General features: G+C 69.1%; 24 protein-coding genes. 9 read left to right on the forward strand and 15 right to left on the reverse strand.

All coding sequences use genetic code 11. The features are described 5' to 3' along the window. Positions 1-2 precede the first annotated feature (2 nt). The gene (locus BUR28_RS09285) at positions 3-2,501 is read right to left on the reverse strand and encodes a GcvT family protein (protein ID WP_074221584.1); all 2,499 of its coding nucleotides are present in this window, start codon (positions 2,499-2,501) and stop codon (positions 3-5) included. A 176-nt stretch (positions 2,502-2,677) separates the two neighbouring features. Here BUR28_RS09285 and BUR28_RS09290 point away from each other — a divergent pair, with 176 nt between their 5' ends. Continuing rightward, on the forward strand, positions 2,678-3,043 hold the full coding sequence (locus BUR28_RS09290; RefSeq protein WP_074219858.1) for a cupin domain-containing protein: 366 nt from the start codon (positions 2,678-2,680) through the stop codon (positions 3,041-3,043). 10 nt (positions 3,044-3,053) lie between these two features. Here BUR28_RS09290 and BUR28_RS09295 read toward each other — a convergent pair whose 3' ends face one another. The 3 genes from BUR28_RS09295 to BUR28_RS09305 are packed head-to-tail and all read right to left on the reverse strand — an operon-like array spanning position 3,054 to position 7,002. Further along, on the reverse strand, positions 3,054-4,520 hold the full coding sequence (locus BUR28_RS09295; RefSeq protein ID WP_074219859.1) for an ArnT family glycosyltransferase: 1,467 nt from the start codon (positions 4,518-4,520) through the stop codon (positions 3,054-3,056). Then, positions 4,517-6,004 carry an ArnT family glycosyltransferase gene (locus BUR28_RS09300; RefSeq protein ID WP_074219860.1) on the reverse strand — a complete coding sequence of 496 codons (1,488 nt, stop codon included), beginning with the start codon at positions 6,002-6,004 and terminating at the stop codon, positions 4,517-4,519. The genes BUR28_RS09295 and BUR28_RS09300 overlap by 4 nt, the downstream gene beginning before the upstream one ends. Positions 6,005-6,015: 11 nt before the next feature. Next, complete coding sequence (locus BUR28_RS09305) at positions 6,016-7,002, reverse strand: 2-hydroxyacid dehydrogenase (RefSeq protein WP_074219861.1); 987 nt, start codon at positions 7,000-7,002, stop codon at positions 6,016-6,018. Between the two features lie 106 nt (positions 7,003-7,108). On the opposite strand from BUR28_RS09305, the gene BUR28_RS09310 reads away from it, so the two are divergent. Further along, complete coding sequence (locus BUR28_RS09310; protein ID WP_371441617.1) at positions 7,109-7,627, forward strand: SH3 domain-containing protein; 519 nt, start codon at positions 7,109-7,111, stop codon at positions 7,625-7,627. A gap of 62 nt (positions 7,628-7,689) precedes the next feature. Next, the gene (locus BUR28_RS09315; protein WP_074219863.1) at positions 7,690-8,571 is read left to right on the forward strand and encodes a cation diffusion facilitator family transporter; all 882 of its coding nucleotides are present in this window, start codon (positions 7,690-7,692) and stop codon (positions 8,569-8,571) included. Positions 8,572-8,614: 43 nt separating this feature from the next. Here BUR28_RS09315 and BUR28_RS09320 read toward each other — a convergent pair whose 3' ends face one another. The 6 genes from BUR28_RS09320 to BUR28_RS19425 form a co-directional block, all read right to left on the reverse strand. Continuing rightward, positions 8,615-9,664, reverse strand: a complete 1,050-nt coding sequence (locus tag BUR28_RS09320; protein ID WP_074219864.1) for a HesA/MoeB/ThiF family protein — start codon at positions 9,662-9,664, stop codon at positions 8,615-8,617. Next, positions 9,664-10,131: a dUTP diphosphatase gene (dut, locus tag BUR28_RS09325; protein ID WP_074219865.1), complete on the reverse strand. Its 468-nt coding sequence runs from the start codon at positions 10,129-10,131 to the stop codon at positions 9,664-9,666. Before dut ends, BUR28_RS09320 begins: the two co-directional genes overlap by 1 nt. Continuing rightward, positions 10,128-11,324 carry a bifunctional phosphopantothenoylcysteine decarboxylase/phosphopantothenate--cysteine ligase CoaBC gene (gene coaBC, locus BUR28_RS09330; RefSeq protein ID WP_074219866.1) on the reverse strand — a complete coding sequence of 399 codons (1,197 nt, stop codon included), beginning with the start codon at positions 11,322-11,324 and terminating at the stop codon, positions 10,128-10,130. The genes dut and coaBC overlap by 4 nt, the downstream gene beginning before the upstream one ends. 61 nt (positions 11,325-11,385) lie before the next feature. Further along, positions 11,386-12,204: a ChaN family lipoprotein gene (locus BUR28_RS09335; RefSeq protein ID WP_074219867.1), complete on the reverse strand. Its 819-nt coding sequence runs from the start codon at positions 12,202-12,204 to the stop codon at positions 11,386-11,388. After that, the gene (locus BUR28_RS09340) at positions 12,201-13,079 is read right to left on the reverse strand and encodes an RNA polymerase factor sigma-32 (protein ID WP_074219868.1); all 879 of its coding nucleotides are present in this window, start codon (positions 13,077-13,079) and stop codon (positions 12,201-12,203) included. The genes BUR28_RS09335 and BUR28_RS09340 overlap by 4 nt, the downstream gene beginning before the upstream one ends. A gap of 61 nt (positions 13,080-13,140) precedes the next feature. After that, complete coding sequence (locus BUR28_RS19425) at positions 13,141-13,359, reverse strand: hypothetical protein (RefSeq protein ID WP_139307544.1); 219 nt, start codon at positions 13,357-13,359, stop codon at positions 13,141-13,143. A 53-nt stretch (positions 13,360-13,412) separates the two neighbouring features. Between BUR28_RS19425 and BUR28_RS09350 the strand changes: the two genes are divergently transcribed. Further along, positions 13,413-14,924, forward strand: a complete 1,512-nt coding sequence (locus BUR28_RS09350) for a YifB family Mg chelatase-like AAA ATPase (RefSeq protein ID WP_074219870.1) — start codon at positions 13,413-13,415, stop codon at positions 14,922-14,924. A 24-nt stretch (positions 14,925-14,948) separates the two neighbouring features. Here the strand turns inward: BUR28_RS09350 and gshB are convergent, their stop codons facing one another. Genes gshB through rsmI form a run of 3 tightly spaced genes read right to left on the reverse strand, consistent with a single transcriptional unit; the run spans position 14,949 to position 17,136 of the window. Then, on the reverse strand, positions 14,949-15,890 hold the full coding sequence (gshB, locus tag BUR28_RS09355; protein ID WP_074219871.1) for a glutathione synthase: 942 nt from the start codon (positions 15,888-15,890) through the stop codon (positions 14,949-14,951). A 59-nt stretch (positions 15,891-15,949) separates the two neighbouring features. After that, positions 15,950-16,303 carry a YraN family protein gene (locus BUR28_RS09360; RefSeq protein ID WP_074219872.1) on the reverse strand — a complete coding sequence of 118 codons (354 nt, stop codon included), beginning with the start codon at positions 16,301-16,303 and terminating at the stop codon, positions 15,950-15,952. Next, positions 16,300-17,136, reverse strand: coding sequence for a 16S rRNA (cytidine(1402)-2'-O)-methyltransferase (gene rsmI, locus BUR28_RS09365; RefSeq protein WP_371441588.1), 837 nt, complete (start codon positions 17,134-17,136; stop codon positions 16,300-16,302). The genes BUR28_RS09360 and rsmI overlap by 4 nt, the downstream gene beginning before the upstream one ends. 114 nt (positions 17,137-17,250) lie before the next feature. Here rsmI and BUR28_RS09370 point away from each other — a divergent pair, with 114 nt between their 5' ends. The 3 genes from BUR28_RS09370 to murJ are packed head-to-tail and all read left to right on the forward strand — an operon-like array spanning position 17,251 to position 22,740. After that, on the forward strand, positions 17,251-18,420 hold the full coding sequence (locus BUR28_RS09370) for a penicillin-binding protein activator (RefSeq protein WP_074219874.1): 1,170 nt from the start codon (positions 17,251-17,253) through the stop codon (positions 18,418-18,420). Beyond that, positions 18,380-21,196, forward strand: coding sequence for a [protein-PII] uridylyltransferase (locus tag BUR28_RS09375; RefSeq protein WP_074219875.1), 2,817 nt, complete (start codon positions 18,380-18,382; stop codon positions 21,194-21,196). Before BUR28_RS09370 ends, BUR28_RS09375 begins: the two co-directional genes overlap by 41 nt. Before the next feature lie 50 nt (positions 21,197-21,246). Next, entirely contained in the window at positions 21,247-22,740 is a 1,494-nt protein-coding gene (murJ, locus tag BUR28_RS09380; RefSeq protein ID WP_083626783.1) for a murein biosynthesis integral membrane protein MurJ, read from the forward strand. Here the strand turns inward: murJ and BUR28_RS09385 are convergent. Further along, a complete protein-coding gene (locus BUR28_RS09385) occupies positions 22,731-23,417 on the reverse strand; it encodes a rhomboid family intramembrane serine protease (protein WP_074219877.1) in 687 nt (228 codons plus the stop codon). The two genes, murJ and BUR28_RS09385, sit on opposite strands and share 10 nt — an antisense overlap. Positions 23,418-23,496: 79 nt before the next feature. Between BUR28_RS09385 and trpS the strand changes: the two genes are divergently transcribed. Next, a complete protein-coding gene (gene trpS, locus BUR28_RS09390) occupies positions 23,497-24,528 on the forward strand; it encodes a tryptophan--tRNA ligase (protein ID WP_074219878.1) in 1,032 nt (343 codons plus the stop codon). Position 24,529: 1 nt separating this feature from the next. Here the strand turns inward: trpS and BUR28_RS19000 are convergent, their stop codons facing one another. Further along, on the reverse strand, positions 24,530-24,847 hold the full coding sequence (locus BUR28_RS19000) for a hypothetical protein (protein WP_083626570.1): 318 nt from the start codon (positions 24,845-24,847) through the stop codon (positions 24,530-24,532). A gap of 297 nt (positions 24,848-25,144) precedes the next feature. Here BUR28_RS19000 and BUR28_RS19005 point away from each other — a divergent pair, with 297 nt between their 5' ends. After that, complete coding sequence (locus BUR28_RS19005; RefSeq protein WP_083626572.1) at positions 25,145-25,603, forward strand: hypothetical protein; 459 nt, start codon at positions 25,145-25,147, stop codon at positions 25,601-25,603. The last annotated feature ends 254 nt before the right edge of the window (positions 25,604-25,857 follow it).

Consider the following 25,857-nt stretch of genomic DNA (forward strand, 5'->3'; position numbering starts at 1 on the left):
CCCTAAACGTCTACGCGAATGCGCGCATTGGTCGGGTCGTGGGGGCTATCCTCGACGACTTCGGCCGGCCAGCGCTGGTCGAACAACTTGACCTCCAGCCGGGTGCCCGGCACGGCCATGTCCGGCATCACGTAGCCCATACCGATCGACTTTCCGAAGGCCACCGAGTAGCCGCCCGAGGTCAGCCGCCCGACGGGGGGCTCGCCGGCGTACAGCGCCTCGCGGCCCCAGGGGTCGGCATCCGTGGGCCCGTCGATCAAGAAGGTCGCGCATTTGAAGCGGATACCCGTCGCGTCCATCGCAGCCTTGCCATGGAAAGCCTTGGACAGGTCCACGAAACGGTCGAGCCCCGCCTCCAGCGGCGTCGCGTCGCGGCCAAGCTCGGTGCCGAAGGCGCGGTAACTCTTCTCCTGCCGCAGCCAGTTCTGTGCCCGCGCACCGACGGGTTTCAGCCCGTGCGCCTCCCCCGCCGCCATCAGGCGGTCGAACAGGTGGTTCTGCATCTCCATCGGGTGATGCAGCTCCCATCCGAGCTCGCCGGTATAGGCCACGCGGAGCGCCGTGACCGGCACCATGCCAAGCTCGATCTGGCGCGCCGAGAGCCAGGGGAAACGCTTGTTCGACAGCGCCGTCGCGGGCTCGGGGTCGCGGATCATCGCGTTCAGGATGTCGCGCGAGTTCGGCCCGGCCAGCGCGAAGACACCGAACTTGGTGGTCACGTCCTCAACGATCACGGGGCCGAACTCGGCGGTCTTGTCCTCGGCCGCCTTGATCAGGAAATCCTCGTCATAGGCATGCCAAGCACCCGCCGAAACCAGATAATAGACGTTTTCGGCCAGCCGCACGATGGTGTATTCGGTGCGTACCGTGCCGACCGTCGTCAGCGCGTAGGTCAGGTTGACCCGGCCGACCTTCGGCAGCCTGTTGCAGGTGAACCAGTCGAGGAAGGCGGTCGCGCCGGGTCCCTTCACGATATGCTTGGCAAAGGCGGTGGCGTCGATCACGCCGGCGGCCCCGCGGATCGCGTTCGCCTCGTCCACGGCGTATTGCCACCAGCCGCCGCGGCGGAAGCTGCGCGCGTCGTGGTCGAAATCGGGCGCCACATCATGGGGCGCGAAGTAGTTCGGCCGTTCCCAGCCGTTGACCTGCCCGAACTGCGCGCCCAGCGCCTTCATCCGGTCATAGCAGGGCGCGGTGCGCAGCGGCCGGCAGGCGGGGCGTTCCTCGTCGGGATGATGCAGGATGTAGACATGCTCATACGCCTCCTCGTTCTTGCGGGCGGCGTATTCGGTGGTCATCCAGGGACCGTAGCGCCGGGGGTCGAGCGAGCCCATGTCGATCTCGGCCTCACCCTCGACCATCAGGTCGGCGAGGTACTTGCCCGCACCGCCGGCCGCGGTGATGCCGAAGCTGAAGCCTTCGGCCAGCCAGATGTTGCGCAGGCCGGGCGCCGGGCCCAAGAGCGGGTTTCCGTCGGGCGTATAGCAGATCGGTCCGTTGTAGTCGTCCTTGAGCCCCACCTCCTCCGAGGACGGAAGCCGGTGGATCATGGACATGTATTCCTCCTCGATCCGTTCCAGGTCGAGCGGGAAGAGGTCGGCGCGGAAGCTGTCGGGACAGCCATATTCGAAGCGCGCGGGCGCATTGCGTTCATAGGGTCCGAGGATCCAGCCGCCGCGTTCCTCGCGCACGTACCATTTGGCATCGGCGTCGCGCAGCACGGGGTGTTCCGCGTTGCCCTCTTTCCGCCAGGCGACCAGGGCCGGGTCGGGCTCGGTCACGATATACTGGTGCTCGACCGGGATCGCCGGGATCTTGATCCCCAGAAGGCGCGCGGTGCGCTGGGCGTGGTTCCCGGTGGCAGTCACCACGTGCTCGGCGGTGATTATGGTCTGTTCCTCGGTTGGCACGAGGTTACCGCCCTTCTCGGCCATTTTCGTGACCGTCACCTTCCACTCGGACCCGGTCCATTCGTAGCCGTCGACCTGCCATTTCCGCTCGATCGTGGCTCCGAACTGGCGCGCGCCCTTGGCCATGGCCTGCGTCACGTCCGCCGGATTGATGTAGCCGTCGGTCGGATGGTAGATTGCGCCTTTCAGGTCGTCGGTACGGACCAGAGGCCAGCGTGCCTTGATCTCGTCGGGGCTCAGCCACTCGTAGGGCACGCCCACCGTCTCGGCGGTGGTGGCATAGAGCATGTATTCGTCCATGCGCGCCTGCGTCTGCGCCATCCGCAGGTTGCCCACCACGTAGAAGCCGGGGTTGAGGCCGGTCTCTTCCTCGAGCCCCTTGTAGAACTTGATCGAGTAGTCGTGGATATGGGTCGTGGCATAGGACATGTTGAAATACGGCAAGAGCCCCGCCGCGTGCCACGTCGACCCGCTCGTCAACTCGTCGCGCTCTAGCAGCATCGTGTCCCAGCCGGCGCGGGCCAGGTGATAAACGATCGAGGTGCCGACGGCACCGCCGCCGACGACGAGGGCTTTGACATGGGTCTTCATGGGCCGCGACTCCGGTTCCTGCATGCGTTTTCCGGCTAGTTACGCAGAATCCGCCCTGCCGTGAGAGGTTCATCCGACTTGGCGTGGCGCGAAAGCGACCTCGGCACGCACGTGTCGCCCCTCTGGACACCACCCGCGCCGGTCCGGAAAAACGGCTGCACGGTCAGGGGGGGCGCATGCGACCGGACAACTTCTTCAACCTCGACAATGCCGAGGGCGGACGCGTACGCGAGCTTGCCCCCGGCATCAGCGCGCCGATTTTCACGGGCGAACGGGCGATGGTCTCGATCGTCCGCTTTGCGCCGAATACGCGCGGCGTGATGCATGACCACCCGGAGGAACAATGGGGCTCTTGCGTCGCGGGCGGCGGCACCCGCTTCCAGGGTGACGACGCGGTGCCCGTCTCGCCGGGGGATTTCTGGCGCACGCCGGGCGGCGTGCGCCACACGATGGAAGCGGGCGACGAGGGACTTGTGGTGATGGACGTCTTCGCGCCGCCGCGAAAGGCCTACGAGACGCCCGGCAGCGGTTTCGGCGCGTAATGCGATCCCCTCAGCGCGGCGTGGCGTCGAACTCCAGAAGTTCGACCGCGACGCTGCGCGTCTCATCCTGGGTGAAGCGATAGGGAAGAACGGCGGTGAAGCGCAGGACCGGCGCGGGCGCCTCGGTGCCCGGATAGCCATGTTCGCGCAGCCAGGGCAGCGTCCGCCCCTCGCCTCCGCCGATCACCACAAGCCGCCCCGAGGGCTCGGCGAGCAACCGGGTGGGAAAGGGTGGCAGAACCTCCCAATCGGGACGGTGCAAGAGCAGGTTGCCGGTGTAGTAATGGTCTCCGAGGAGCGCGGGCACCTCGCCCAACTCGCGTTCGATCGCCTCGGCCAGGAGTTCGACGCGCAGGGAATCGCTGCCCGCCCCGCGCAGCCGCGTATCGGCGATCGCCCCCAGCAAGAGGACGGCCAGCCCGGCCACCGCGCCCAGATAGATTCGCAGGGCGCGGGCGGATGCCTCGCGGAACAGCAGCGTCGCGACCGGCGGCGCGGCCAACATGAAGAGCGGCAGGAGCCAACGCGCGCGGACCAGCGTCACATCCGCCAGCACCACCCCGACCGCCACCAGCCCGGCGCCGATCAGCGCCGCGCGCAGCATCAGCGTCTCATAGGGGCGCGGGGTCGGCAGGCGGCGCAGGGCCAACCCCCGCATCAGCACGAAAAGGATCAACAGCGGCACCAGTTCCACCAGACCGCCGCTCGCCATCTCGCCCAAGCCCTGCGGCCAGAGCGGCCCGGCAAGCTCGGCCGCGCCCTTGCGAAACTCCCACAGGTCAGAGAACGTCGCCTGCGGACGGGTGAGCATCGCGCCATAGGGCACGGCGATGACCGCCACTACCGCGAGCAGCGACAGCCCCAACCGCCGGTCGACCAACACCGCGCGGTAACTCGGCATCGTGAGGGCCGCCAGCATCAGGGCGGGGGGCACGAGCCAGTAATTGGGTTTGGCCAGCCCGCCAAGCCCGACCGCCAGCCCGAAAAGCAGGAAAGCCTCCACGCCGGGCCGCCGCATCAGGTGCAGGAAGGCGGCCAGCGTCGCGGCCGTCATCACCGCAAGCGCCTCCGTGTGCGAGCCGGTGCGCTGCGCCCACCACGCAAGATTGGGGATCAGCGCAAGCGCGAGCGTGCCCGCCATCGCCAAGCGCGCGCCCGCCTGCGGCCTCAGCGCCGCGAGCATCAGCGCGTAGGTCGTGAATAGGGCGAGATTCTTGGCCACCATCAGCCCAAGGGTGCCGACGCCGAAAACGTCGAACATGAGCGTCTGGTACCAATTATAGAGCGGCGGCTGCGAGCCGATGGCGAGGTGCCAGTCACGGGCGAGCACCACCATCTCGGCCTCGTCGCCTTCGAAGCTGCCCCCGAGCGCGACCCGGAGCGCGGCCTGGGCCGCGAAATAGGCCGCCAGCGCCGCCAGAAACAGAGCCGTGACGCGCGCTTCGCCGGCCTCGTCGGTCTGAAAGCGCGCTGTCATGGCGCGCCTTCGACCCGTGGAGTCTCGGCCAGCACGTAGCGGATCGGCAGAGGTTCGTCGGAGTGGCGATAGGGCAACTCGAAAAGCCCCTCGGCCCGCACGCGGGGCGCCGCATCCGCCGGCCAGCCCGCCAGCCGCATGCCCGCCTCAAGGCTGGAGGGCACATCCTCGCGCAGCAGGAACAGGACAGTCTCGCCCTCGAATGCCGCCGCGGCATGGCCCAGGTAGGGCGCGATCCGCCAATCGGGGCGTGCCCGCGCGAGATTGCCCGCGGTGTAGAACTCGGCCACGACCGGCGTCTCGGGCATGGGCGCGACGCCGGAAATCAGCTCGGGTAGCGGGCCGAAATCGACATCCCGCCGAGCGCCCGGCTTGAACCGGTCAAAGGTGAGACCGGCGAACATCAAAGCCGCCAGCAGCGCCAGCGCGATATAGAAGCGCGAAACCGCCCGCGGCGCCAGCCCTCCGTGCAGCCAGGCGAACAGTCCCGGCACGGCCAGGAAGGCCATCGGCAGCAACCAGCGCCCAGTGACATGGCCCATGCCCGACGCCCACACGCCCGCCAGCATCACGAGCGCGACCACCAGCGCCGCCCGCAGGAGCAGCGCGGACACGACTGGCGCGGGTGTCCGCATCACACGCGGCAGGCGGCCGAACACCAGAAGCAGAGCCGCCGCGAGCAGGGGCACCGCCAGCACCGTCGCCATCGACTCCGCCAGAAGCGGCACCCCCTCGGGCAGGCCGGAGGCGGCCGGCGGCGGTTCGTCCAGCTGCAGTTTGCGCATCGACGAGAAGGCGAGCGCCGGGTTCTGCAGCATCCAGGCATAGGGGCCGGCGACGATGGCGGCGGCGATGGCGGGCGCGACCAGCCCCCGTGCCGTCAGCAGCCGCGTGCGCATCGGCCCAAGGGTCAGCCCGGCGGCGAAAAGCCCCAGCGGCACCAGCCAGAAATTGTATTTCGCAAGCCCGCCGAGCCCGATCGCAACGCCGAGCACGCCCCACGCGGCCCAGCTTCCGCTGCGCATCGTCCAGAGAAAGGCGGCTAGCGTGGCCGCCGAGGTCACCAGGAGGATGTTGGAATGGGTCGTGGCGCGCTGCGCTTCCCAGGCGATGTCGGGAAGCAGAAAGAGCGACAGCGCCGCGAAGGCCGCACCCGGGGCCGCGACCCAGAAACGAAGCCCCAGGAAGACAAGAAGGTAGCTCAGGAAAAGCAGACCGTTCTTCAACAGGGCCAGCGCCAGCAACGACCGGCCGAAAAGTTCGAAGAGTCCGATTTGCAACCAGTTGTAGAGCGGCAACTGCGGCCCGTAGCCGAGCCTGAGGCCGGGCGTCATGACCATCATCTCGGCCTCGTCGGTCTCGAGCGCGCCACCCAGCGCGAGCCGCAGCCCGACCTGACCTGCGAAATAGGCGGCAAGGGCCAGACTCAGCCACAGCGCCGCACGCGTCTGTTGCGCCTCGATCCGGTCGGAGATTTCGGTCATGGCGGCGCCGTTCAGATCATGCTGGGCAGGACGAGGTCCGGCGGGCGATGGCCGTCGGCGAAGGTCTTGATATTGATGATGACCTTTTCGCCCATCTCGACCCGGCCCTCCACGGTGGCCGACCCCATATGCGGCAAGAGCACCACATTGCGCAACTCGCGCAGCCGCGGGTTGATTTCATGGCCATGCTCGAACACGTCGAGCCCGGCGCCGCCCAGTTCGCCCGCCCTGAGCATCCGGGTCAGCGCGTTCTCGTCGATCACCTCGCCGCGCGAAGTGTTAACGATCACCGCGTCGGGCTTCATCAGCCTCAGGCGCCGCGCGTTCATCAGGTGAAAGGTGGAGGGCGTGTGCGGGCAGTTGATCGAGAGGACGTCCATCCGGCTGACCATCTGGTCGAGACTGTCCCAGTAGGTCGCCTCCAGCTCCTCCTCGATCTCGGCTCGCAGGCGGCGTCGGTTGTGATAGTGGATCTGCACGCCGAAGACGCGGGCGCGCCGCGCGACCGCCTGCCCGATCCGCCCCATCCCCAGGATGCCGAGGCGCCGACCGCCGATCCGCCCCCCCATGAAGGCCGTGGGCGACCATCCCCGCCACTCGCCCGATTGCATTGTCGCGAGCCCCTCGGGAATGCGCCGCGTGACCGCCAGCATCAGCGCGATCGTCATGTCTGCGGTGTCCTCGGTCACCACGCCGGGGGTGTTCGCGACCAGGATGCCCCGCTGCCGCGCGGTCTGCACATCGATATGATCGATCCCGGCCCCGTAATTCGCAATCAGCTTCAACCGGTCGCCGGCGCCGGCCAGCATCGATTGGTCGATCTGGTCGGTCACGCAGGGCACCAGAACGTCGGCGCGGCGCATCGCGTCGACCAGCGCATCGCGGCCCATCTTCTCGTCGCTGGCATTCAGATCGACGTCGAAGAGTTCCTTCATCCGGGTCTCGACCGGCTCGGGCAGGCGTCGCGTCACGACAACACTCAGGCGTTGAGCGGGCATCCCGTGGCCTCCTCGTGCTTTCCAACCCGAACCGTGAGTGGCAAACTGTCCGAGATCGGGGCGCGGCACAAGACCCCGGGACCCAACGCGAATGAGCAGGACAGCAATGGTGCAGCGGAAAGCCGGGCAAGCCGTTCGGGCGGTATTGCTCCTTTTTCTTTGTATCGCGATCCTCCCCGCGCCGAGCGGTGCGGCGGAGCGCGGCCCGGTCACCAACCTGCCGCTGCCCCGCTACGTGTCGCTCAAGGCGTCAGAGGGCAACGTGCGCCGGGGCCCCAGCCTGAGCCACCGGATCGACTGGGTCTACAAGCGCCGGGGCGTGCCCTTGCAGGTCACCGCCGAGTTCGGCCACTGGCGCCGCGTGCAGGATCGCGACGGGGCGGGCGGCTGGATGCACTACTCGCTGCTTTCGGGCGTACGCACCGTGATCGTCGAGGACGACATGACACCGCTTCTGCGCCTGCCGCGCCCCGACGCGCCGGTGCGTGCGCGCGCGGAACTCGGCGTCATCGCGCGGCTCGGCGAGTGCCAGCCCGACTGGTGTCGCATCACGGCGGCGGGCCGCTCGGGCTGGGTGCCGAAATCGGCGCTTTGGGGCGTGGAACCGGACGAAATCCGCGAGTGACCTTGCCGTCACGGCAGACGGGCTGCTAACCAGTGCGCGGAACCCGCGCGCACCGCTCATCGATGCCCCACGCCGCCCGCCTGAACCTGTCCGCCGGGATCGCCTCGGTCGCCACCGCGCTCGTGCTGGTGGCGTTGAAGCTCTGGGCGCTGGGCGAAACCCAGGCGCTGTCGGTCGCGGCCTCGCTGGCGGATAGCGCGCTCGACCTGATGATGTCGGCGGGCGCGTTGGCGGCGATCCTCTACGCGGCCCGCCCGCCCGACGAGGACCATGCCTTCGGTCACAGCTCGGCCGAGGACCTTGCCGGGCTCGGCCAGGCCGTGTTTATCCTGAGCGCCGCCGGAGTGATCGCCTCGGCCGCGGTCGCGCGGCTCATCGCCGACACGCCCCCTCCGCTTGCTGCCGAAACCCGCGGAATCGTCGCGATGACAGGCTCCATCGTCATCACGCTCGCCCTCGTGCTCTGGCAGCGCCGGGTCGCGGCACGCACCGGCAACCGGGTCGTCCGGGCGGATTCGCTGCACTATCTCGGCGACCTCGTGCCCAATATCGGCGCGATTGTCGCGCTCTGGGCCTCGGCGCAGTTCGGCCTCGCGCGCCTCGACGCGGTAATCGCGCTTGCCACGGCGGGGATGCTGGCGGTCGGCGCGCTCGGCATCGGGCGCGCAGCCTGGGACGCGCTGATGGACCGCGCCGCCGCCCCCTATGTGATCGCCCGGATCGAGGAACTCGCCCACGCGCAGCATGGCATCCACGGCTTCCACGATCTCAAGACCCGGCGCGCCGGCACACGCCTTTTCGTGAATCTTCACATCGAACTCGACGGGACCCAAAGCCTCGACGCCGCGCACGAGATCGGCGCCGCCCTGAAACACGCGATCCTCGCCGAGTTTCCCGGCGCCGACGTGATCATCCATTTCGACCCGGTGCGCGCAGACGCCTGAGCCTTCTTCTGGCGGAAAATATCCCCGCCGGAGGCGTCCGCCGTCAGGCGGACCCCCGCCGCGCACCGCAGACGGGGCAGTCCGCGCGCCGCCTCAGCGCAATCGTGCGGGTCTCGGCATGGAGCGCATCGTAGATCAGCATCCGGCCGCGCAACCCCTCGCCCGCATCCGTGATCAGCTTGATCGCCTCGACAGCCATCAACGCCCCCATAACGCCCGGAAGCGGCCCGACCACACCCGCCTCGGCACAGGACGGCGCGAGGCCGGGCGCGGGCGCCTGCGGGAAAACGCAGGCATAGCAGGGCGTGCCTCGCGCCGGGTCATATACGCTGAATTGCCCCTCCCACTGGCTGATCGCCGCCGCGATCAGCGGTGTGCCCAGTTCCGCCGCAACCCGGTTCACAAGCGCACGCGTCTCGAAATTGTCTGACCCGTCGAGCACCAGGTCGTACTCTGCGAACAGCGCCCGCGCGGTCTCTTCGTCAAGCCGCCGGTTGTAGGGCCTGAAGTCGACATCCGGGTTCTGGGACGCCAGCGCCTCCTTGGCCGAGAACACCTTGGGCAGACCGGTGCGCGCGTCGGTATGAATCACCTGGCGCTGGAGGTTCGAGGTCGAGACCACGTCATCGTCGATCACCCCCAGCGTGCCGATACCCGCCGCCCCGAGATAGAGCAGCGCCGGAGAGCCGAGCCCGCCTGCCCCGACCACCAGCACCTTCGCCGCCTTCAGCCGCTTCTGACCCGGCCCGCCGATCTCGCGCAACACGATATGGCGGGCATAGCGGTCGAGTTCGGCCGGGCGGAACCGGCCCGGCGCGGCCGGCGCCTCGGTCGGCCGCCGCGCCCGGCGCCGCAGCGCGCCGAGCCCCGCCCGGTAGGCCAGGACGATCGCCACCAGAAGGCCAAGGGCGAACCAGCCTTCGGGTGTGCCGCCGATCGCGCGCTTCAGGGCGTGGCCCTCGGGCATGAGGACCTGAAGCGCGAGGATTCCAAGATACAGCGCCCCGATCATCGCCCAGCGCGTGCGGAGGGAGACCCCGATCAGCGCCCCGATCCCCCATAGGAACAGGGCGAGTCCGACGACCAGGACCATCAGCCCCGTCCCGTCGAGCCGAAGCCGCCTTCGCCGCGCGCGGTCGCGTCGAGCGCGTCCACCACCGCGAACTCGGCCTGCACCACGGGGGCCACGATCATCTGTGCGATCCGGTCGCCATGGTGGAGGGTATAGGGCGCCTCCCCGAGGTTGACGAGCAACACGCCGAGCGGCCCGCGATAATCGCTGTCGATGGTGCCGGGCGTGTTCGGCAACGTGATCCCGTGTTTGAGCGCGAGGCCCGACCGAGGCCGAACCTGCACCTCGAACCCGGGCGGGATCGCCACGCGAAACCCGGTGGGCACGATCCGGCGCTCCAGGGGCGCGAGCGTGACGCCGCCCGCGCGCAGCGCGGGCGCAAGGTTCGCGCGGATATCCGCACCCGCCGCGCCCGCGGTCTCGTAAGACGGCAGCGGCAGCGACCGGTCGGCCCAGTGCTCCCAGACAATCCTGAGCGTCGGCCTCATGCCAGCGCCTCGGCGATCCGCTGGGCCAGGCGCCGGGCGACCTCGTCCTTCGAGAGCCGCGGCCAGGTCTCGGCGCCCTCCGCGGAGATCAGCATCACCTCGTTCTCGGCGCCGCCCATGATACCCGTCGCTTCCGACACGTCGTTCGCCACGATCCAGTCGCAGCCCTTGCGCTCGCGCTTGGCGCGGGCGTTAGCCTCGATCTCTTCGGTCTCGGCGGCAAAGCCGACAACCAGCCGCGGCCGGCCTTCGGCCAGTCCGGCGACCGTGGCTAGGATGTCCGGGTTCTCGGCGAATTCCAGCGCAGGCGCAGCGCCCGCGCCGTCCTTCTTCATCTTCTGGCCGGCGGCGTTCGCCACCCGCCAGTCGGCCACCGCCGCAGCGAAAACCGCCGCATCGGCCGGCAGCGCGGCTTCCACCGCCTCCAGCATCTGCCGCGCGGTCTCGACCCGCACCACCTCGGTTCCGGCCGGCGGCGGCACGGCCGCGGGGCCGCTCACGAAGACCACCCCGGCCCCCAGCCCGGCAAGCGCACGCGCCACCGCCGCGCCCTGCGCACCGGAGGAGCGGTTGGCGATATAGCGGACCGGGTCGATGGGCTCATGCGTCGGTCCCGAGGTCACGACGATGCGCTTGCCCCGCAGCGGCCCGCCCGCCAGGGCGGCCTCGATGGCGGCCACGATCTCGGGCACCTCGGTCATCCGCCCCGGCCCGTATTCCCCGCACGCCATGTCACCGTCGTTCGGCCCGACGAAGCGCACCCCGTCGCTCCGCAGCGCCTCGGCATTCCGCCGCGTCGCCGGGTGCTGCCACATACGCACGTTCATCGCGGGTGCGACGAGCACGGGCGTGTCCGTCGCGAGCAGCAGTGTCGACGCGAGGTCGTCGGCATGCCCCCCGGCCATCTTCGCCATGAGGTCCGCGGTCGCGGGGGCCACCACCACCAGATCGGCCGCGCGCGACAGCTGGATATGGCCCATCTCGGCCTCGTCGGTGAGGTCGAAGAGGTCGCGATACACCTTTTCGCCCGCCAGTGCCGACAGCGACAGGGGCGTGACGAACTGCTCCGCCGCGCGGGTCACCACCGGGATCACGGCCGCGCCGCGCTCGCGCAGCCTCCGGATCAGGTCGAGCGTCTTGTAGGCGGCGATGCCGCCCGCCACGATCAGGAGAATGCGTTTGCCGGACAGCATGGGGCCACCTTCGGTTAAGCGCCTTCGGACTGTCTAGGCCGCGTGTCGGGGCGAGACAAGCTCACTCGGCGCGGAAAGCCGCGCACGGATCGGGCCGCTCGGCCGGGTCGGTCACGACCCAAAGGTCGTAGGGCGGCGTGCCCTCGGGCGCGGCCTCGAACTGCCCGACCGACAACACCTCGGCCTCTGGCGCCACGCGGGACAACGGGCGCGGCATTCCCCAATCGGTTCGTGCATGTCCGTTGCCGGTGATCACCACGACCGGGCCGCCGCTGTCCGCCAGCGCCTGCCGGGCCGCACGGGCCAGCGCCGCGTCGCGCAGCCGCTGCGCCTCGACCATGCCGCCCATCATCTCGGCCGGCATCGCGTTGCAATGCGCCTCCATCTGCCCCACCTCGCGGGTGGCCTGCTCGTCGGAAGACAGCGCGACGTCGATCCCGTAGTCGCTGGCCTCGCCGCCGAAGACGGCGGCCGCGCCCTCGCTCACGGCGCGCCGCACTTCGTCCCGGGGCAGAGCCGCACCATAGACGCGCGCCTCGGGCGCGGCAGCGAAGATCGGATGGTACATTGCGAAATCGGGCCAGCCCGAATTCTCCCACTGGAGCGCCGCGCCCAGCGCCTCGGCATCAGCGCGATTCTCCGGGGTGACGCGCGCGGCCTGTTCTGCCGTCAGCATCTCGAAAACGAGCGCCGCGGGGACAAGCGCCGCCACCGCTTTCGCCTGGTTTTCGTGGTGATGGGGATTGTCGTGCATCTCGCCCAGGATCACCACATCCACCTCCGGCAAACGCTCTAATGCCGCCGGGTCGATGTCTTCGGCCCCGGCGGCGGTCACGAATGTCAGGGCGGCCGACGCCGCAAGGCAGAACGGATGTCTCACGCGAGGAAGTGATGCACCTCGGGAGATTGGGTTTCAAGGCTCTTGCGCATCTTTCCGAACGCGGCGGCCTCGAGTTGGCGAACCCGCTCTTTCGACAGGCCCAACTCGTTGCCAAGGCTTTCCAGCGTCCGCGGCTCGTCGCGCAGCTTGCGCTCCTGAACGATGAACCGCTCACGGTGGTTGAGTTCGGACAGCGCGGTCGCCAGCCACCCACGCAATTGCGCCCGGTCGCGCCCATCCTCGACGAGGTCCGCCGCCTGAACCGACTCGTCCTCGATCGTCTCGATCCATTCGCGCCCTTCCTCGTCGGTCGACTGGGTGGCATTGAGCGAGAAATCGGACCCCGACAGGCGCCCTTCCATCATCTCGACATCTGCCAGCGGCACGCCCACCTCGGTCGCGATCATCTGGCGCAGCTGGTGCCGGTCGAGCATTTCGCCGCGGGCCGAGGCCTCGCGCTCCAGCCGGGCCTGCACGCGGCGCATGTTGAAGAACAGCGATTTCTGCGAGGAGGTGGAGCCGGTGCGCACCATGGACCAGTTGCGCATCACGTAGTCCTGGATCGACGCCTTGATCCACCACACCGCGTAGGTCGAGAACCGCACGCCCCGGTCGGGGTCGAACTTGTCCGCAGCCTTCATCAGGCCGAGCGATGCCTCCTGGATGAGATCGTTCATCGGCGCGCCGTAACGCTTGAATTTGGCCGCCATGGAGATCGCGAGACGCATGTAAGCGGTGATCAGGCGGTGCAGCGCGGCTTCGTCCCGCTCGTCCCGCCAGGCATAGGCCAGTTGAAGTTCCGTTTCCGCGTCGAGCAGTTCGGCCTTCATGGCCTGCCGCGACAGCGTGTTGGGGTCATGTCGATCAAGAGCCATGCCACCTCCCGGGTCTAGGCAAATCGGTTTTCCGGTTCCCTTGTTGTGCGGACGATACGGCTCATCGTGTCGCCCGGATCACTTTTTGAGCCATCAACGCGCCAAACGCCGCGCACGGGTTCTGTGCAAGAACGCGCAGAAATTCGCCGTCATTATGAAAACGCTGCGGGGCGACGCGCCGTTGCGCTCGTTCATGCGCTGCTTGGCTTTGGCCCTGCTTCGCCGCGGCAAAACCGCCATGGGACGCGGAAACCCGGTGCGACGCCGCGATCTTTACCATTCGCTAACCAAGCCGGCGTAGCGGTTAACCATTCCGGAGCGAGGGAGAAAACCATGGTCGCGCGGGCCTATACCGTGGCCTTCGAAGGGGTGGAGGCGAGGCTTGTCGAGGTGCAATGCTCGGTCTCGGCCGGGTTACCCGCCTTTTCCATCGTCGGGCTCCCCGACAAGGCGGTCAGCGAGGCGCGCGACCGGCTGCGCGCCGCGCTCGTCGCGATGGGGGTGGCGCTGCCCTCGCGCCGGATCACGGTGAACCTCTCGCCCGCCGACGTGCCCAAGGAGGGCTCGCATTTCGACCTGCCCATCGCCGTGGCGCTTCTGGCCGCGCTCGACGTCATCCCGCGCGACGCCGCCGAGGGCACGGTGGCCCTGGGCGAATTGTCGCTCGACGGCCGGCTGGTTCCCGTCGTTGGCGCGCTGCCCGCCGCCATGGCCGCGGCGGAGGCCGACCGCGCGCTGCTATGCCCCCGTGCCTGCGGCGCCGAGGCGGCCTGGGTCGGCGGGACGCAGGTGCTTGCCGCCCCAGACCTTACATCGGTGGTGCGCCACTTCACGGGCCAGGCCCCGCTCGCTCCGGCCGAACCCGGCGAGGTGACGCACGGGGCCGCGTTTCGCGATCTCTCGGACGTGAAGGGGCAGGAACGGGCCAAGCGGGCGCTGGAAATCGCGGCCGCCGGGCGCCATCACATGCTGATGGTGGGCGCGCCGGGCTCGGGCAAGTCAATGCTGGCCGCACGCATGCCGGGCATCCTGCCACCGCTCGCCCCCACCGAGGCACTGGAAACCTCGATGATCCATTCGCTCGCGGGGCTGCTGGACGAGGGCGGCATTTCACGGCTGCGCCCGTTCCGCGAGCCGCACCACACAGCCTCGATGGCCGCCATCGTGGGTGGCGGGCGCGGCGCCAAACCGGGCGAGATCAGCCTCGCCCATAATGGCGTGCTGTTCATGGACGAGTTCCCGGAGTTTCCCCGCGCCGTGCTGGAGACGCTCCGCCAGCCCATCGAAACCGGCGAGGTGGTGGTGGCGCGGGCCAACGCGCATATGCGCTACCCCTGCCGGTTCCTGCTGGTCGCCGCCGCGAACCCGTGCAAATGCGGCTACCTGGCCGATCCCGCACGCGCCTGCGCCCGCGTGCCCCAATGCGGCGAGGACTATCTCGGCCGCATCTCGGGGCCGCTGATGGACCGGTTCGACCTGCGCGTCGAGGTGCCGCCAGTTGCCTATGCCGATCTCGACCTGCCGGCGTCGGGCGACCCCTCGGCCACCGTCGCCGATCGCGTCGCGGCCGCCCGTGCCCGCCAGACCGCGCGGTTTTCCGGCCGTGAAAGCGTGCGGGTGAACGCGGAAGCCGAAGGTGCGCTGCTGGAAGAGGTGGCCACGCCGGAGACCGAGGGCCGGACGCTGCTGGCCACGGTGGCCGAACGGTTCGGCCTTTCGGCGCGGGGCTATCATCGGATCCTGCGCGTCGCCCGCACCATCGCCGATCTCGACGGGGCCGAAACGGTCGGCCGCGCCCATGTCGCCGAGGCGGTCAGCTTCCGCCTCTCGGTCGGCGACACCTGAGGCATCCGGCGCGCGAAGCGCCGTTCAGCCGCGCTTCTCCTCGACCGCCTGCCAGATGCGCACGGCCCAGTTCCGTTCGTCGAAGCGTTCGAGTTCCTGCAGGCCGGTGGGCGAGGTCACGTTGATCTCGGTCAGCCAGTCGCCGATCACGTCGATACCCACGAAGACCTGGCCATGGTCCCGCAGGGTCGAGCCGATGGCGCGGCAGATCTCCAGATCGCGAGCGGACAGCGCCGCGCGCTCGGCGCGGCCGCCGACATGCATGTTCGACCGGGTCTCCCCCTCGGCGGGCACCCGGTTGATCGCGCCCACCGCCTCGCCGTCGACAAGGATCACGCGCTTGTCGCCCTTCTCGACCGCGGGCAGGAACTTCTGCGCGATCAGCGGCTCGCGGCTGATCCCGAGGAACAGCTCGTGCAGCGAGGCGAGATTGCGGTCGGAATGCCCCAGCCGGAACACCCCCGCGCCCCCATTGCCGTAAAGCGGTTTCAGGATGATATCGCCATGCCTTTCCTTGAAGGCGCGCAGCGTGGCCAAGTCGCGCGCGATGATCGTGGGCGGGATCAGGTCGGGGAACTTCAGCACCAGGAGTTTCTCGGGGAAGTTCCGCACCCAGAACGGGTCGTTCACCACCAGCGTTTCGGGCCTCAGCAATTCAAGCAGGTGGGTGGTGGTGATATAGCCCATGTCGAAGGGCGGGTCCTGGCGCAGCCACACCACGTCGTAGTCGCCCAGATCGACCGCGATCTCCTCGCCGAGCGTGTAATGGTCGCCCTCCACCCGGCGCAGCTCCAGCGGCCAGCCGCGCGCAATCACGCGTCCGTCATCCCAGTAGAGCCGGTCGGGGGTGTAGTAGAACAGGCTGTGGCCGCGCGCCTGTGCCTCTTCGGCGATGCGGAACGTGGTGTCGGCCTCGATGTCGATGGCCCCGATCGGGTCCATCTGGATGGCGACCTTGAGCGTCATGGTCAGGCTCCCCTCTTCGCGCCCTACATGGCCGAGCGCGGGGGGCAATGCAACGCCGCTCAGACCGCGAAGGCGTTTTCGATCACGCGCACCTCGCCGGTGCCATTGACCAGGGCCACGTCGAAGCGAATCTCGGTCAGCTGACCGCGCGGTTCGCCGTCGAGGAACTCCTGCGCCGCGGTCATGATGCGTTCGATCTGGCGGGGCGAGACATGCGCGGCGGCGGCGTCGAAGCTGCGGCTTTTCTTGACCTCGACGAAAACGACCGCGTCGCCATCCCTGAGGATCAGGTCGATCTCGCCGCCCCGCCCGCGCCAGCGCCGGGCGACGACGGCAAGACCCCGGCGTTCATAGCGCCGCGCGACGCTGTCCTCGGCCGCCTGACCGGCGTGATAGGAGACGGAGCCGCTCATTCCGCCTCCAGTTTCAGCGCGGCCTGGTAGACCTGGCGGCGCGGCAGGCCCAGCGCGGCCGACACCTCGGCGACCGCGTCCTTGACCGACGCGCGCGACAGCGCCGCGCGGAGCGCCTCTTCCATCTCGTCCGCCCCCGCCGCCGCGCGCGCACCGCGCCCGACGAGAACCACGATCTCGCCCTTGACCTCGCGGCCGCCAAACCCTTCGGCCAGCTCGCCCAACGCGCCTCTGGACACCTCCTCAAACCGCTTGGTCAGTTCGCGACAGACTGCCGCCGGCCGCTCCGCGCCGAACGCCTCGGCCAGTTCGGCAAGGAACCGCCCCACCCGGCGGGGCGACTCGTAGAACACCAGCGTCGCCTGCAAGCCGGACAGGCCCGCGAGCATCGCCTTGCGCGCCGCGGCCTGCGGAGGCGGGAACCCCGCGAACAGCACCCGGTCGCTTGGCAGGCCCGCCACGGTCAGCGCCGCCAGCATCGCGGACGGGCCCGGCGCGGCATGCACCGGCACGCCCGCCGCGATCGCCTCGCGCGCCAGCGGAAAGCCCGGATCGGCCACCATCGGCGTGCCGGCTTCGCTGACCAAGGCGACCGATTTCCCTTCTTCGGCCAGGGTTATCAGGCGGCTGCGCACCCCCGGGCCGCTGTGGTCGTGATAGGCGACAAGCGGCCGGTCGCCGAGCCCGATTCCATGGATTTGCATCAGGTGGCGCGCGGTGCGCGTGTCCTCGGCAGCAATCACGTCGGCGGAGGCGAGAATATCCAGCGCGCGCAGGGTGATGTCCCTCGCCGCCCCGATGGGCGTCGCGACGAAGTGCAGGCCGGGGGGCAATGGCGTGCGGAGGATTTCCAGGGCGGGGCTCCAGGGACTTGTCTGACGTTTACTTGGGCAGCCGATCCGCATAGGCTCGCGCCGAACCCAAGGCATGACGCGAGGGACCTCAGGATGATCGCCGTTTTCCGCGCCGCCCGCAAGCCAAAGGCCCTTTTGGCGACCCTGCTGACCCTGCTGGCCGCATGCCAGCCGGTCAATCTCGGCAGTGGGGGCCCCAGCATCAACACCAACCGTCCCGTGCCGGTGGCGCTGCTGGTGCCCGGAGGGTCGGCCACACCCGGCGACCAGGTGATCGCGCGCAGCCTCGAGAACGCGGCGCGGCTGGCGATCTCCGACCTGCGGGGCGTCGATGTCGACCTGAGGGTCTACAACACCGGCGGTCGCCCCGACCAGGCGTCGGCGGTGGCCAAGCAGGCGGTGGGCGACGGGGCCAAGATCATCCTCGGGCCGCTCTATGCGCAATCGGCGAACGCGGCCGGCCTTGCGGCGGCGTCGCGCGGTGTGAACGTGCTCAGCTTCTCGAACAACACCTCGATCGCGGGCGGCAACGTCTTCGTGCTCGGGCCGACCTTCGAGAACACCGCCAACCGCCTGGCAAGCTACGCAGTGGCACAGGGGCGCCGCGACTTCATGGTGGTCCACGATCCGGACGTATCGGGCCAGACGGGCCGCGCGGCGGTGGAAAGCGCGGCCGCGCGAACCGGCGCGCGGATCGCCGCGACCGCCACCTACGAACTGTCTCAGAACGGTGTCGTGCAGGCGATTCCCGGCATCGCGTCACAAGCCCAGAGTTCGGGCGCGAGCGCGATCTTCTTCACCGCATCGACCGCGGGCGCCCTGCCCCTCCTCGCCCAGCTGCTGCCCGAGAACGGGGTCGACCCCGAAACGATCAGGTTCATCGGGCTGACGCGGTGGGACATTCCGCCCTCGACACTCGCGATGCCGGGCCTCCAGGGCGGCTGGTTCGCGCTGCCCGATCCCAACCTCAACGCCAGCTTCGAGGCCCGCTACAGCTCGGCCTTCGGCGAAGCGCCCCACCCCGCCGCGGGCCTCGCCTATGACGGCATCGCCGCGATCGGCGCCCTGGCAAGCCAGGGCAACGCAGACGCCCTGACCGCGGGCGCGCTCACGCAAGCCTCCGGGTTCGCCGGCGTGAACGGCGTGTTCCGCCTGCGCCCCGACGGCACCAACGAACGCGGCCTCGCGGTGGCCGAAATCCGAAACAACCAGGTGATCGTGATTGACCCTGCCCCAAGAAGCTTCGGCGGCGCAGGCTTCTAGGCCGGCCCAGACACGACAGACCACCCCGGCGCCGGACAGCCTGATCTGTCCGGCGTCCGACATTTTCGACCGCGCGGCCTTCACCGCCGAGCTCGACCGTCTCGCGGCCGAGACCACCGAGCCGCGGGTCTTGCGGGACGCGATGGTTAGCCACCTGAAAGCGGCCCGCACCCGCGGCCGCGCCGCCATCGCCCGGGCCTTCACCGAGCGGCCGTTCGACGCCGGGCCCACGGTGCGCGCCTATACCTGGCTGACCGATTGCCTGGTGTGCGCGGCGCTGGAGATCGCTTCGGACCACATCCACCCGCTGCCGAACCCCACCGAGGGAGAGCGTTTGGCGGTGTTCGCCGTGGGCGGTTATGGCCGGGGCGAGATGGCGGCCCATTCCGACGTGGACCTGCTGTTCCTCACGCCGTGGAAGATCACCCCCTGGGCGGAGAGTGTCATCGAAACGATGCTCTACATGCTCTGGGACCTGCGCCTGAAGGTCGGCCATTCCTCGCGCACCGTGAAGGACTGCCTGCGGCTGGGGCGCGAGGACTACACGATCCGCACCGCCCTTCTGGAGAACCGCTTCCTCGCGGGTCATGCTCCGCTGGACGACGAGTTGAACGACACGCTCTGGAACGATCTCTTCGACGGCACGGCCGCCGATTTCATCGAGGCAAAGCTGGCCGAGCGCGCGGAGCGGCACCAGAAGCAGGGCGGCCAGCGCTACGTGCTTGAGCCCAATGTCAAGGAGGGCAAGGGCGGGCTGCGGGACATGCAGTCGCTCTACTGGATCTCGAAATACATCTACCGGGTCGACCGCGCCTCGCAGCTCGTCAAGCTGGGCGTGTTCACCGAGGAGGAGTTCACCGGCTTCCTCAACGCCGAGCGGTTCCTTTGGGCGGTGCGCTGCCACCTGCACCTGATCGCCGACCGGGCGATGGACCAGCTGACCTTCGACATGCAGGTCGAGGTGGCCGCACGCATGGGCTATGCCGACCACGGCGGGCGCCGGGCGGTCGAGCATTTCATGCAGGACTATTTCCGGCACGCCACCACCGTTGGCGACCTGACCCGCATCTTCCTGACAAAGCTGGAAGCCGCCCACGTCAAGAAGGAGCCGATGCTCCTGGGCCTGTTTCGCCGGCGGCGCAAGGTGCCCGAGGGCTACCAGATCGTGCAGAACCGCATGACGGTGGCCGACCCGGACACGTTCCTCGCCGACAAGCTGAACCTTCTGCGCATCTTCGAGGAGGCCCTGCGCACCCGCACGCTGCTGCATCCCGACGCCATGCGTCTCGTCTCTGCGAACCTGCATCTCATCGATGACGACATGCGCCAAACGCCCGAGGCCCAGCGCATCTTCCTCGACCTGCTGCTGAAACACGGCAACCCGGAACGCTCGCTGCGCCGGATGAACGAACTCGGCGTGCTGTCGGCCTTCATCCCCGAATTCGAGCCGGTCGTGGCGATGATGCAGTTCAACGTCTACCACCACTACACGGTGGACGAGCATACCATCCAGTGCATCTCGACGCTGGCCCGGATCGAGCGCGAGGAACTGGTCGAGGAGTTGCCCATCGCCAGCCGCATCCTCAAGGCGGGGCTGAACCGCAAAGTCCTTTACGTGGCGCTGCTGCTGCACGACATCGGCAAGGGCCGGCCCGAGGATCATTCGGTGCTGGGCGCGCAGATCGCGCGCAAGGTCTGCCCCCGACTGGGGCTGAAGCCGGACGATTGCGAGACCGTCGAATGGCTGGTGCGCTATCACCTCCTGATGTCCGACATGGCGCAGAAGCGCGACCTGTCGGACCCGCGCACGGTGCGCGACTTCGCCAAGGCGGTGCAGACCAAGAAGCGGCTCGACCTGCTGACGGTGCTGACGGTCTGCGACATCATCGGCGTCGGCCCCGGCACCTGGAACAACTGGAAGGCGCAACTCATCCGCTCGCTCTACCGCGAGACGGCGACGGCGATGGAACAGGGGCTGGAGGCGGTCAACCGCCGCTCGCGCGAGGCCGAGGCCAAGCGGGCGCTGCGCGCGGCCCTGTCCGACTGGGACCGCAAGGCGCTGCGGGCCGAAACCCGGCGCCACTATCCACCCTACTGGTCGGGCCTGCCGCCCGAAACGCAGGTCGTGTTCGCCCGGTTGCTGCGCGAGATCGAAGATGACGAAATCCGCATCGATCTTGCCGAGGATGCCGATCACGACGCGACGCGCGTCTGTTTCGTGCTGGCTGACCATCCCGGCATCTTCTCGCGGCTGGCCGGCGCGCTGGCTCTGGTCGGCGCCAACGTGGTGGATGCCCGGACCTACACCACCAAGGACGGCTATGCGACCGCGGTGTTCTGGATCCAGGACTCTGACGGCAGCCCCTACGAGGGCGCCCGCCTGCCGCGGTTGCGGCAGATGATCGAGAAGACCCTGATGGGCGAGATCAAGCCGCGCGAGAAACTGGCCGACCGCGACAAGCTGAAAAGGCGCGAGCGCGGCTTCCGCTTCCCGACGTCGATCACCTTCGACAACGAGGGGTCCGAGATCAACACGATCATCGAGGTCGACACCCGCGACCGGCCCGGCCTGCTCTACGATCTCACGCGCGTGCTGGCCGAGAACAACGTCTATATCGCCTCGGCCGTGATCGCGACCTATGGCGCACAGGTGGTCGACAGCTTCTACGTCAAGGACAGCTTCGGGCTGAAACTCCATGCGCGGTCGCGCCAGGAGTCGCTTGAGAAGAAGCTGCGGTCGGCAATTTCGCAGGGTGCCGAGAGGGCGCGCGCGTGACGCAGCCGATCCGACTGGTGGCGGGCTTCCTGACGGTGGGCGTCTGGACGATGGCCAGCCGCGTGCTGGGCTTTGCCCGCGACATCCTGATCGCGGCCTACCTCGGCGCAGGCCCGGTGGCCGAGGCGTTCCTGGTGGCCTTCGCTCTGCCCAACATGTTCCGCCGCTTCTTCGCCGAGGGCGCGTTCAACATGGCCTTCGTGCCGATGTTCTCGAAAAAGGTCGAGGGCGGCGACGACGCGCTGGGATTTGCCCGCGACGCCTTCACCGGGCTCGCCACGGTGCTGATCGTCTTCACCGTGCTCGCCCAGGTGGCGATGCCGTTCCTGGTGCTCGCCATGGCCTCGGGCTTCGTGGGGGACGACCGCTTCGACCTCGCGGTGGATTATGGCCGGGTCGCGTTCCCCTACATCCTGTTCATCTCGCTCGCCGCGCTCTTGTCGGGTGTGCTGAACGCGACGGGGCGCTTCGTGGCCGCGGCGGCGGCCCCGGTGCTTCTGAACCTGCTTTTTGTCGGCGCGATGGTCGTCGCCGACGCCGCGGGCTGGCCCATCGGTGACGCGCTGGCCTGGACGGTCCCCATCGCCGGGATCGCGCAATTGGCGCTGGTCTGGACGGCGGCGTCCCGCGCCGGCTTCCGGCTGACCCTGCGCAGGCCTCGTCTCACACCAGAACTCAAGCGGCTCGCGATCATCGCGGGGCCCGCCGCGCTCGCTGGCGGCGTGGTGCAGGTGAATCTCCTGATCGGGCGCCAGGTGGCCAGCTTCTTCGAGGGCGCGGTGGCGTGGCTGTCCTATGCCGACCGGCTGTATCAACTGCCGCTCGGCGTGGTCGGAATCGCCATCGGCGTGGTGCTGCTGCCCGACCTGTCGCGCCGCCTGCGGGCCGAGGACACCGAGGGCGGGCGCTACGCGTTCAACCGCGCGGGCGAAATGGCGCTGGCGCTGACGGTTCCGGCCGCCGTGGCGCTGGCGGTGATACCGGGGCCCATCGTCAGCGTGCTGTTCCAGCGCGGCGCCTTCGATGCCGCGGACGCGGCGGCCACGGCGCTTGCGGTCGCCGTCTACGGCGCGGGCCTGCCCGCCTTCGTGATGCAGAAGGTCCTGCAACCGCTGTTCTTCGCGCGCGAGGACACGCGGAGGCCGTTCTACTACGCGCTCGTCGCCCTCGCGGTGAACGCGGCCATCGCGATCGGCCTCGCGCCCTTCATCGGCTACATCGCCGCGGCCTGGGGCACGACTCTGGCGGGCTGGGCGATGGTGGCGCTGCTCTGGCGCGGCTCGCGCGGCATGGGCGCGGCGGCGGACCTCGACGCCCGCTTCATCCGTCGGCTGGGCCGGATCGTGCTGGCCTCGGCGCTGATGGGCGTTGTGCTCTGGGGCCTCGCCTGGGTGCTTGCGCCGTGGTTCGGCGCCGGAACGGTGCGCTATGCCGCGCTCGCGCTGCTGGTCGCGGGCGGTATCGTCGCCTATTTCGCGCTGGGCCACCTCGTCGGGGCGTTCCGCATATCGGAATTCCGCAGGGCGCTCCGCCGTCAGCGGTGACGCAGCTTGGCGCGCACGCGACCCCATCCGCCAGGGCTTACGAAAAAGGACAGGCCGAAACCGGTGGCGAACCCGGCCACGTCGGCCACCCAGTCGTTGCCCCCGCCGAACAACAGGCCGAACACCAGTTGGATCCCCAGCAGAAAGCCGATCAGAGTGAAGGCCCGGTACTGGTTCGTCCCGGTTCCGGCCAGCCGCACCCAAAGAAGAAAGGTGAACGCCCCGATCAGCCCGTAGACCGCCGGGTAGCCGCCCACCAGCGGCACCGGGTCGTCGAGCAGCAGCCCATAGGCCAGCGCCCCCAGGATCGCCGAGCCGAAGAACACGACCAGAACCGCCCAGGGCCGGAATACCTCGCCCACCATCTTGCCCAGGGCAAGCAGGAACACGATCACGAAGAGCACATGGGTGACGCCGGCATGGACGAACGCATAGGTAACGAAGCGCATCAGGTGCTGCGGCGGGTATTGGCCGTTGGCCAGCATCCAGTCGAAGACCTGCCCCGAGAACCCGTAGTCCCGGAACGCCTGCAACCGCCAGCCCACGGCCTCGGCGCCGCCCATCAGCCCCCGTTCGCCAAGGCCCAGGACCACCTCCATCGCGATGATCGGCAGCACCAGCAGCCAGACCACCCAGGGCAGCGGGTTCAGCGGGTGCGCGTTCGGGTCGTGGCTCATGGGCGGGCCCCCTCGGTTGACGGTCTCTCGTGGCATGGGTAAGCGAGCGGGGCAACGAATTCCAGACGGAGACGAGTCCATGGCCGAGGCGGGGCACACAGCGCGCGTCTTTTCCGGCATCCAGCCCTCGGGCGGGCTGACGCTGGGCAACTACCTCGGCGCGCTCAAGCGCTTCGTCGAGACCCAGGACACCGGCGGCATGGAGACGATCTATTGCATCGTCGACATGCACGCGATCACCGTCTGGCAGGACCCCGACAAGCTGACCCGCGCCACGCGCGAGCTGGCCGCGGGCTTCATCGCGAGCGGCATCGACCCGCGGAAATCGGTCCTCTTCAACCAGAGCCAGGTGGCCGCGCATGCGCAGATGGCCTGGGTCTTCAACTGCGTGGCGCGGCTGGGCTGGATGCAGCGCATGACCCAGTTCAAGGACAAGGCCGGCAAGAACTCGGAAAACGTGTCGCTCGGGCTCTTCGCCTATCCGGCGCTGATGGCCGCCGACATCCTCGTCTACCACGCGACCCACGTGCCTGTGGGCGAGGACCAGAAGCAGCATGTCGAGCTGACGCGCGACATCGCGGCCAAGTTCAACAACGATTTCGGCGTCGATTTCTTTCCGCTGACCGAGCCGGTGATCGAGGGGGCGGCGACCCGCGTGATGTCGTTGCGCGACGGCACCAAGAAGATGTCGAAATCCGACCCGTCGGACATGAGCCGCATCAACCTCACGGATGATGCGGACACCATCGCCAAGAAGATCAGGAAGGCCAAGACCGACCCCGAACCGCTGCCCGAAAACCTTGGCGGGCTGGAGGGTCGGCCCGAGGCCCGCAACCTCGTGAACATCTACGCCGCGCTGGCCGAGACCACGCCCGAACAGGTGATCGCCGAGCATGGCGGTCAGCAGTTCGGCACGTTCAAACCCTCGCTGGCCGATCTCGCCGTGGCGCGGCTGGAGCCAATCTCGTCCGAGATGAGCCGGCTGATGGAGGACCCTGCCGAGATCGACCGCATCCTGCGCGAGGGCGCCGGCCGGGCCGAGGCGATCGCCGCCCCGATCCTGCGCCGCACCTACGAGATCGTGGGTATGGTCGGCGCCGGGTCGCACTAGGCTAATACGACGGGCGGCGCGCGGCCTCCTGTCGCTGCTGCTCGTCCTGTCGCTTGGGCTGTGCCTCTGGTCGGGCTGGCAGATCGTGACCGGCTGGCCAGGTGCGGCCATCGTCGCGGAAAGAGCGGATCGGATCGAGGCCCGCCTGGCGGCGCACCTCGCCCGCGCCGGGCGCGCCGGGCAGATCGAATCCCGCCTGGCGGCCTTGCTCGACACCGAGCCACGCAACTGGCTGGCGATCGAGGCGGTCGCGGAGGAAATGGAACGGCAGGGGACCGAACTGCCGTCCGACCTGGCCAACCGGATGCAGCGGCTCCACGCGGCCGATCGCGCCCCGGCGACCGCGGGCCGGGCCTGCGCCGCGTGTGCATGCGACGCACGCAACTGCACGCTGCAGACGCGTTGCACCCTGCGGCCTGCCGGTCCAGCTCACGCCCCTTCCAGATATCGCCGGACTCGCCCGCACCGGGGCAGCCTATGCCAACGGGGGCGAGATCGATGAAGTCGACCTCGCGCTTTCGGCCATCGGGCTCGGCGCCGTGGTCCTGGTGCCGCTGACGGGGGCAGCAGCGCCAGCGTCAAGCTGGGCGCAGGCACCGTGCGCCTCGCCCGCCGGATGGGACACCTGCCCCCCCCGGGCCTGACCGGACTGTTCGAGCGCGCCGCCCGCGAGGGGTGCGACTGGTCCGGGCTGCGCACGGCACGCAGTGCCGAGGACCTCGCCGCGCTGGCCCGTCCCGACCGGCTGCGCCCGGCACTCGATGCGCTCGACGATGGCGGGCGGATCGGCGGGGCGCTGGGCCTCCCCGCGACACTGCATCTTCTGTTGCATGCCGAGAGCGCGCGCGAACTGAAACGCCTCGCCAACGTGGCCGAAGCCGCGCCGAAGCGCAGCGTCGCCGCACTCGAGGTGCTCGGCACGCCGCGCCTGCTGCGGCTTGCCGCACATCTGTCCGATGCGGCGCTGCAGCTGATCATCGGCCTCGCCGGTCTCATCGCGGCGGTTGTCGGCCTGTTCGGCGAGGCAGTCGGAGCCACGCTTTTGCGCCGCCTTCGCCGCACGGCGGCCGACTGATCGCACGATTGACGCGGCATGTTCCATGGCTGGCGGCCGCTGGGAACGGCCGGGGCCGGGAGGTATGCAAGGGCAGCGCGAGGTTCCGTGCGACCCGACCGACGCCCATGCCACACGGCAGAACGGCTTACTCTTCGACCTCTCCGCGACGGCCGGGGCCAAGTGTCGCGCGTCGCCGTTTCACAAAACCGACTCGCAGCCGACATAAATTCGAATCACCCGGCTGGGATCATCATGGCACCCGGTCTCGTCCG

The sequence above is a fragment of the Rhodovulum sp. ES.010 genome, assembly GCF_900142935.1.
GTDB lineage: Bacteria > Pseudomonadota > Alphaproteobacteria > Rhodobacterales > Rhodobacteraceae > Rhodovulum.

Excerpts from the sequence above, each read along its gene's own strand:
- BUR28_RS09295 (WP_074219859.1), bottom strand. The coding sequence starts at position 4,520 with ATGACAGCGCGCTTTCAGACCGACGAGGCCGGCGAAGCGCGCGTCACG.
- BUR28_RS09315 (WP_074219863.1), top strand. The coding sequence starts at position 7,690 with ATGCCCCACGCCGCCCGCCTGAACCTGTCCGCCGGGATCGCCTCGGTC.
- BUR28_RS09360 (WP_074219872.1), bottom strand. The coding sequence starts at position 16,303 with ATGAGCGGCTCCGTCTCCTATCACGCCGGTCAGGCGGCCGAGGACAGC.
- dut (WP_074219865.1), bottom strand. The coding sequence starts at position 10,131 with ATGAGGCCGACGCTCAGGATTGTCTGGGAGCACTGGGCCGACCGGTCG.
- BUR28_RS09290 (WP_074219858.1), top strand. The coding sequence starts at position 2,678 with ATGCGACCGGACAACTTCTTCAACCTCGACAATGCCGAGGGCGGACGC.
- BUR28_RS19005 (WP_083626572.1), top strand. The coding sequence starts at position 25,145 with ATGGGACACCTGCCCCCCCCGGGCCTGACCGGACTGTTCGAGCGCGCC.
- BUR28_RS09300 (WP_074219860.1), bottom strand. The coding sequence starts at position 6,004 with ATGACCGAAATCTCCGACCGGATCGAGGCGCAACAGACGCGTGCGGCG.
- BUR28_RS09385 (WP_074219877.1), bottom strand. The coding sequence starts at position 23,417 with ATGAGCCACGACCCGAACGCGCACCCGCTGAACCCGCTGCCCTGGGTG.
- gshB (WP_074219871.1), bottom strand. The coding sequence starts at position 15,890 with ATGACGCTCAAGGTCGCCATCCAGATGGACCCGATCGGGGCCATCGAC.
- BUR28_RS09305 (WP_074219861.1), bottom strand. The coding sequence starts at position 7,002 with ATGCCCGCTCAACGCCTGAGTGTTGTCGTGACGCGACGCCTGCCCGAG.
- BUR28_RS09320 (WP_074219864.1), bottom strand. The coding sequence starts at position 9,664 with ATGGTCCTGGTCGTCGGACTCGCCCTGTTCCTATGGGGGATCGGGGCG.
- BUR28_RS09350 (WP_074219870.1), top strand. The coding sequence starts at position 13,413 with ATGGTCGCGCGGGCCTATACCGTGGCCTTCGAAGGGGTGGAGGCGAGG.
- murJ (WP_083626783.1), top strand. The coding sequence starts at position 21,247 with ATGGCCAGCCGCGTGCTGGGCTTTGCCCGCGACATCCTGATCGCGGCC.
- BUR28_RS19425 (WP_139307544.1), bottom strand. The coding sequence starts at position 13,359 with ATGGTAAAGATCGCGGCGTCGCACCGGGTTTCCGCGTCCCATGGCGGT.
- coaBC (WP_074219866.1), bottom strand. The coding sequence starts at position 11,324 with ATGCTGTCCGGCAAACGCATTCTCCTGATCGTGGCGGGCGGCATCGCC.
- BUR28_RS09340 (WP_074219868.1), bottom strand. The coding sequence starts at position 13,079 with ATGGCTCTTGATCGACATGACCCCAACACGCTGTCGCGGCAGGCCATG.
- BUR28_RS09310 (WP_371441617.1), top strand. The coding sequence starts at position 7,109 with ATGGTGCAGCGGAAAGCCGGGCAAGCCGTTCGGGCGGTATTGCTCCTT.
- BUR28_RS09370 (WP_074219874.1), top strand. The coding sequence starts at position 17,251 with ATGATCGCCGTTTTCCGCGCCGCCCGCAAGCCAAAGGCCCTTTTGGCG.
- BUR28_RS09285 (WP_074221584.1), bottom strand. The coding sequence starts at position 2,501 with ATGAAGACCCATGTCAAAGCCCTCGTCGTCGGCGGCGGTGCCGTCGGC.
- trpS (WP_074219878.1), top strand. The coding sequence starts at position 23,497 with ATGGCCGAGGCGGGGCACACAGCGCGCGTCTTTTCCGGCATCCAGCCC.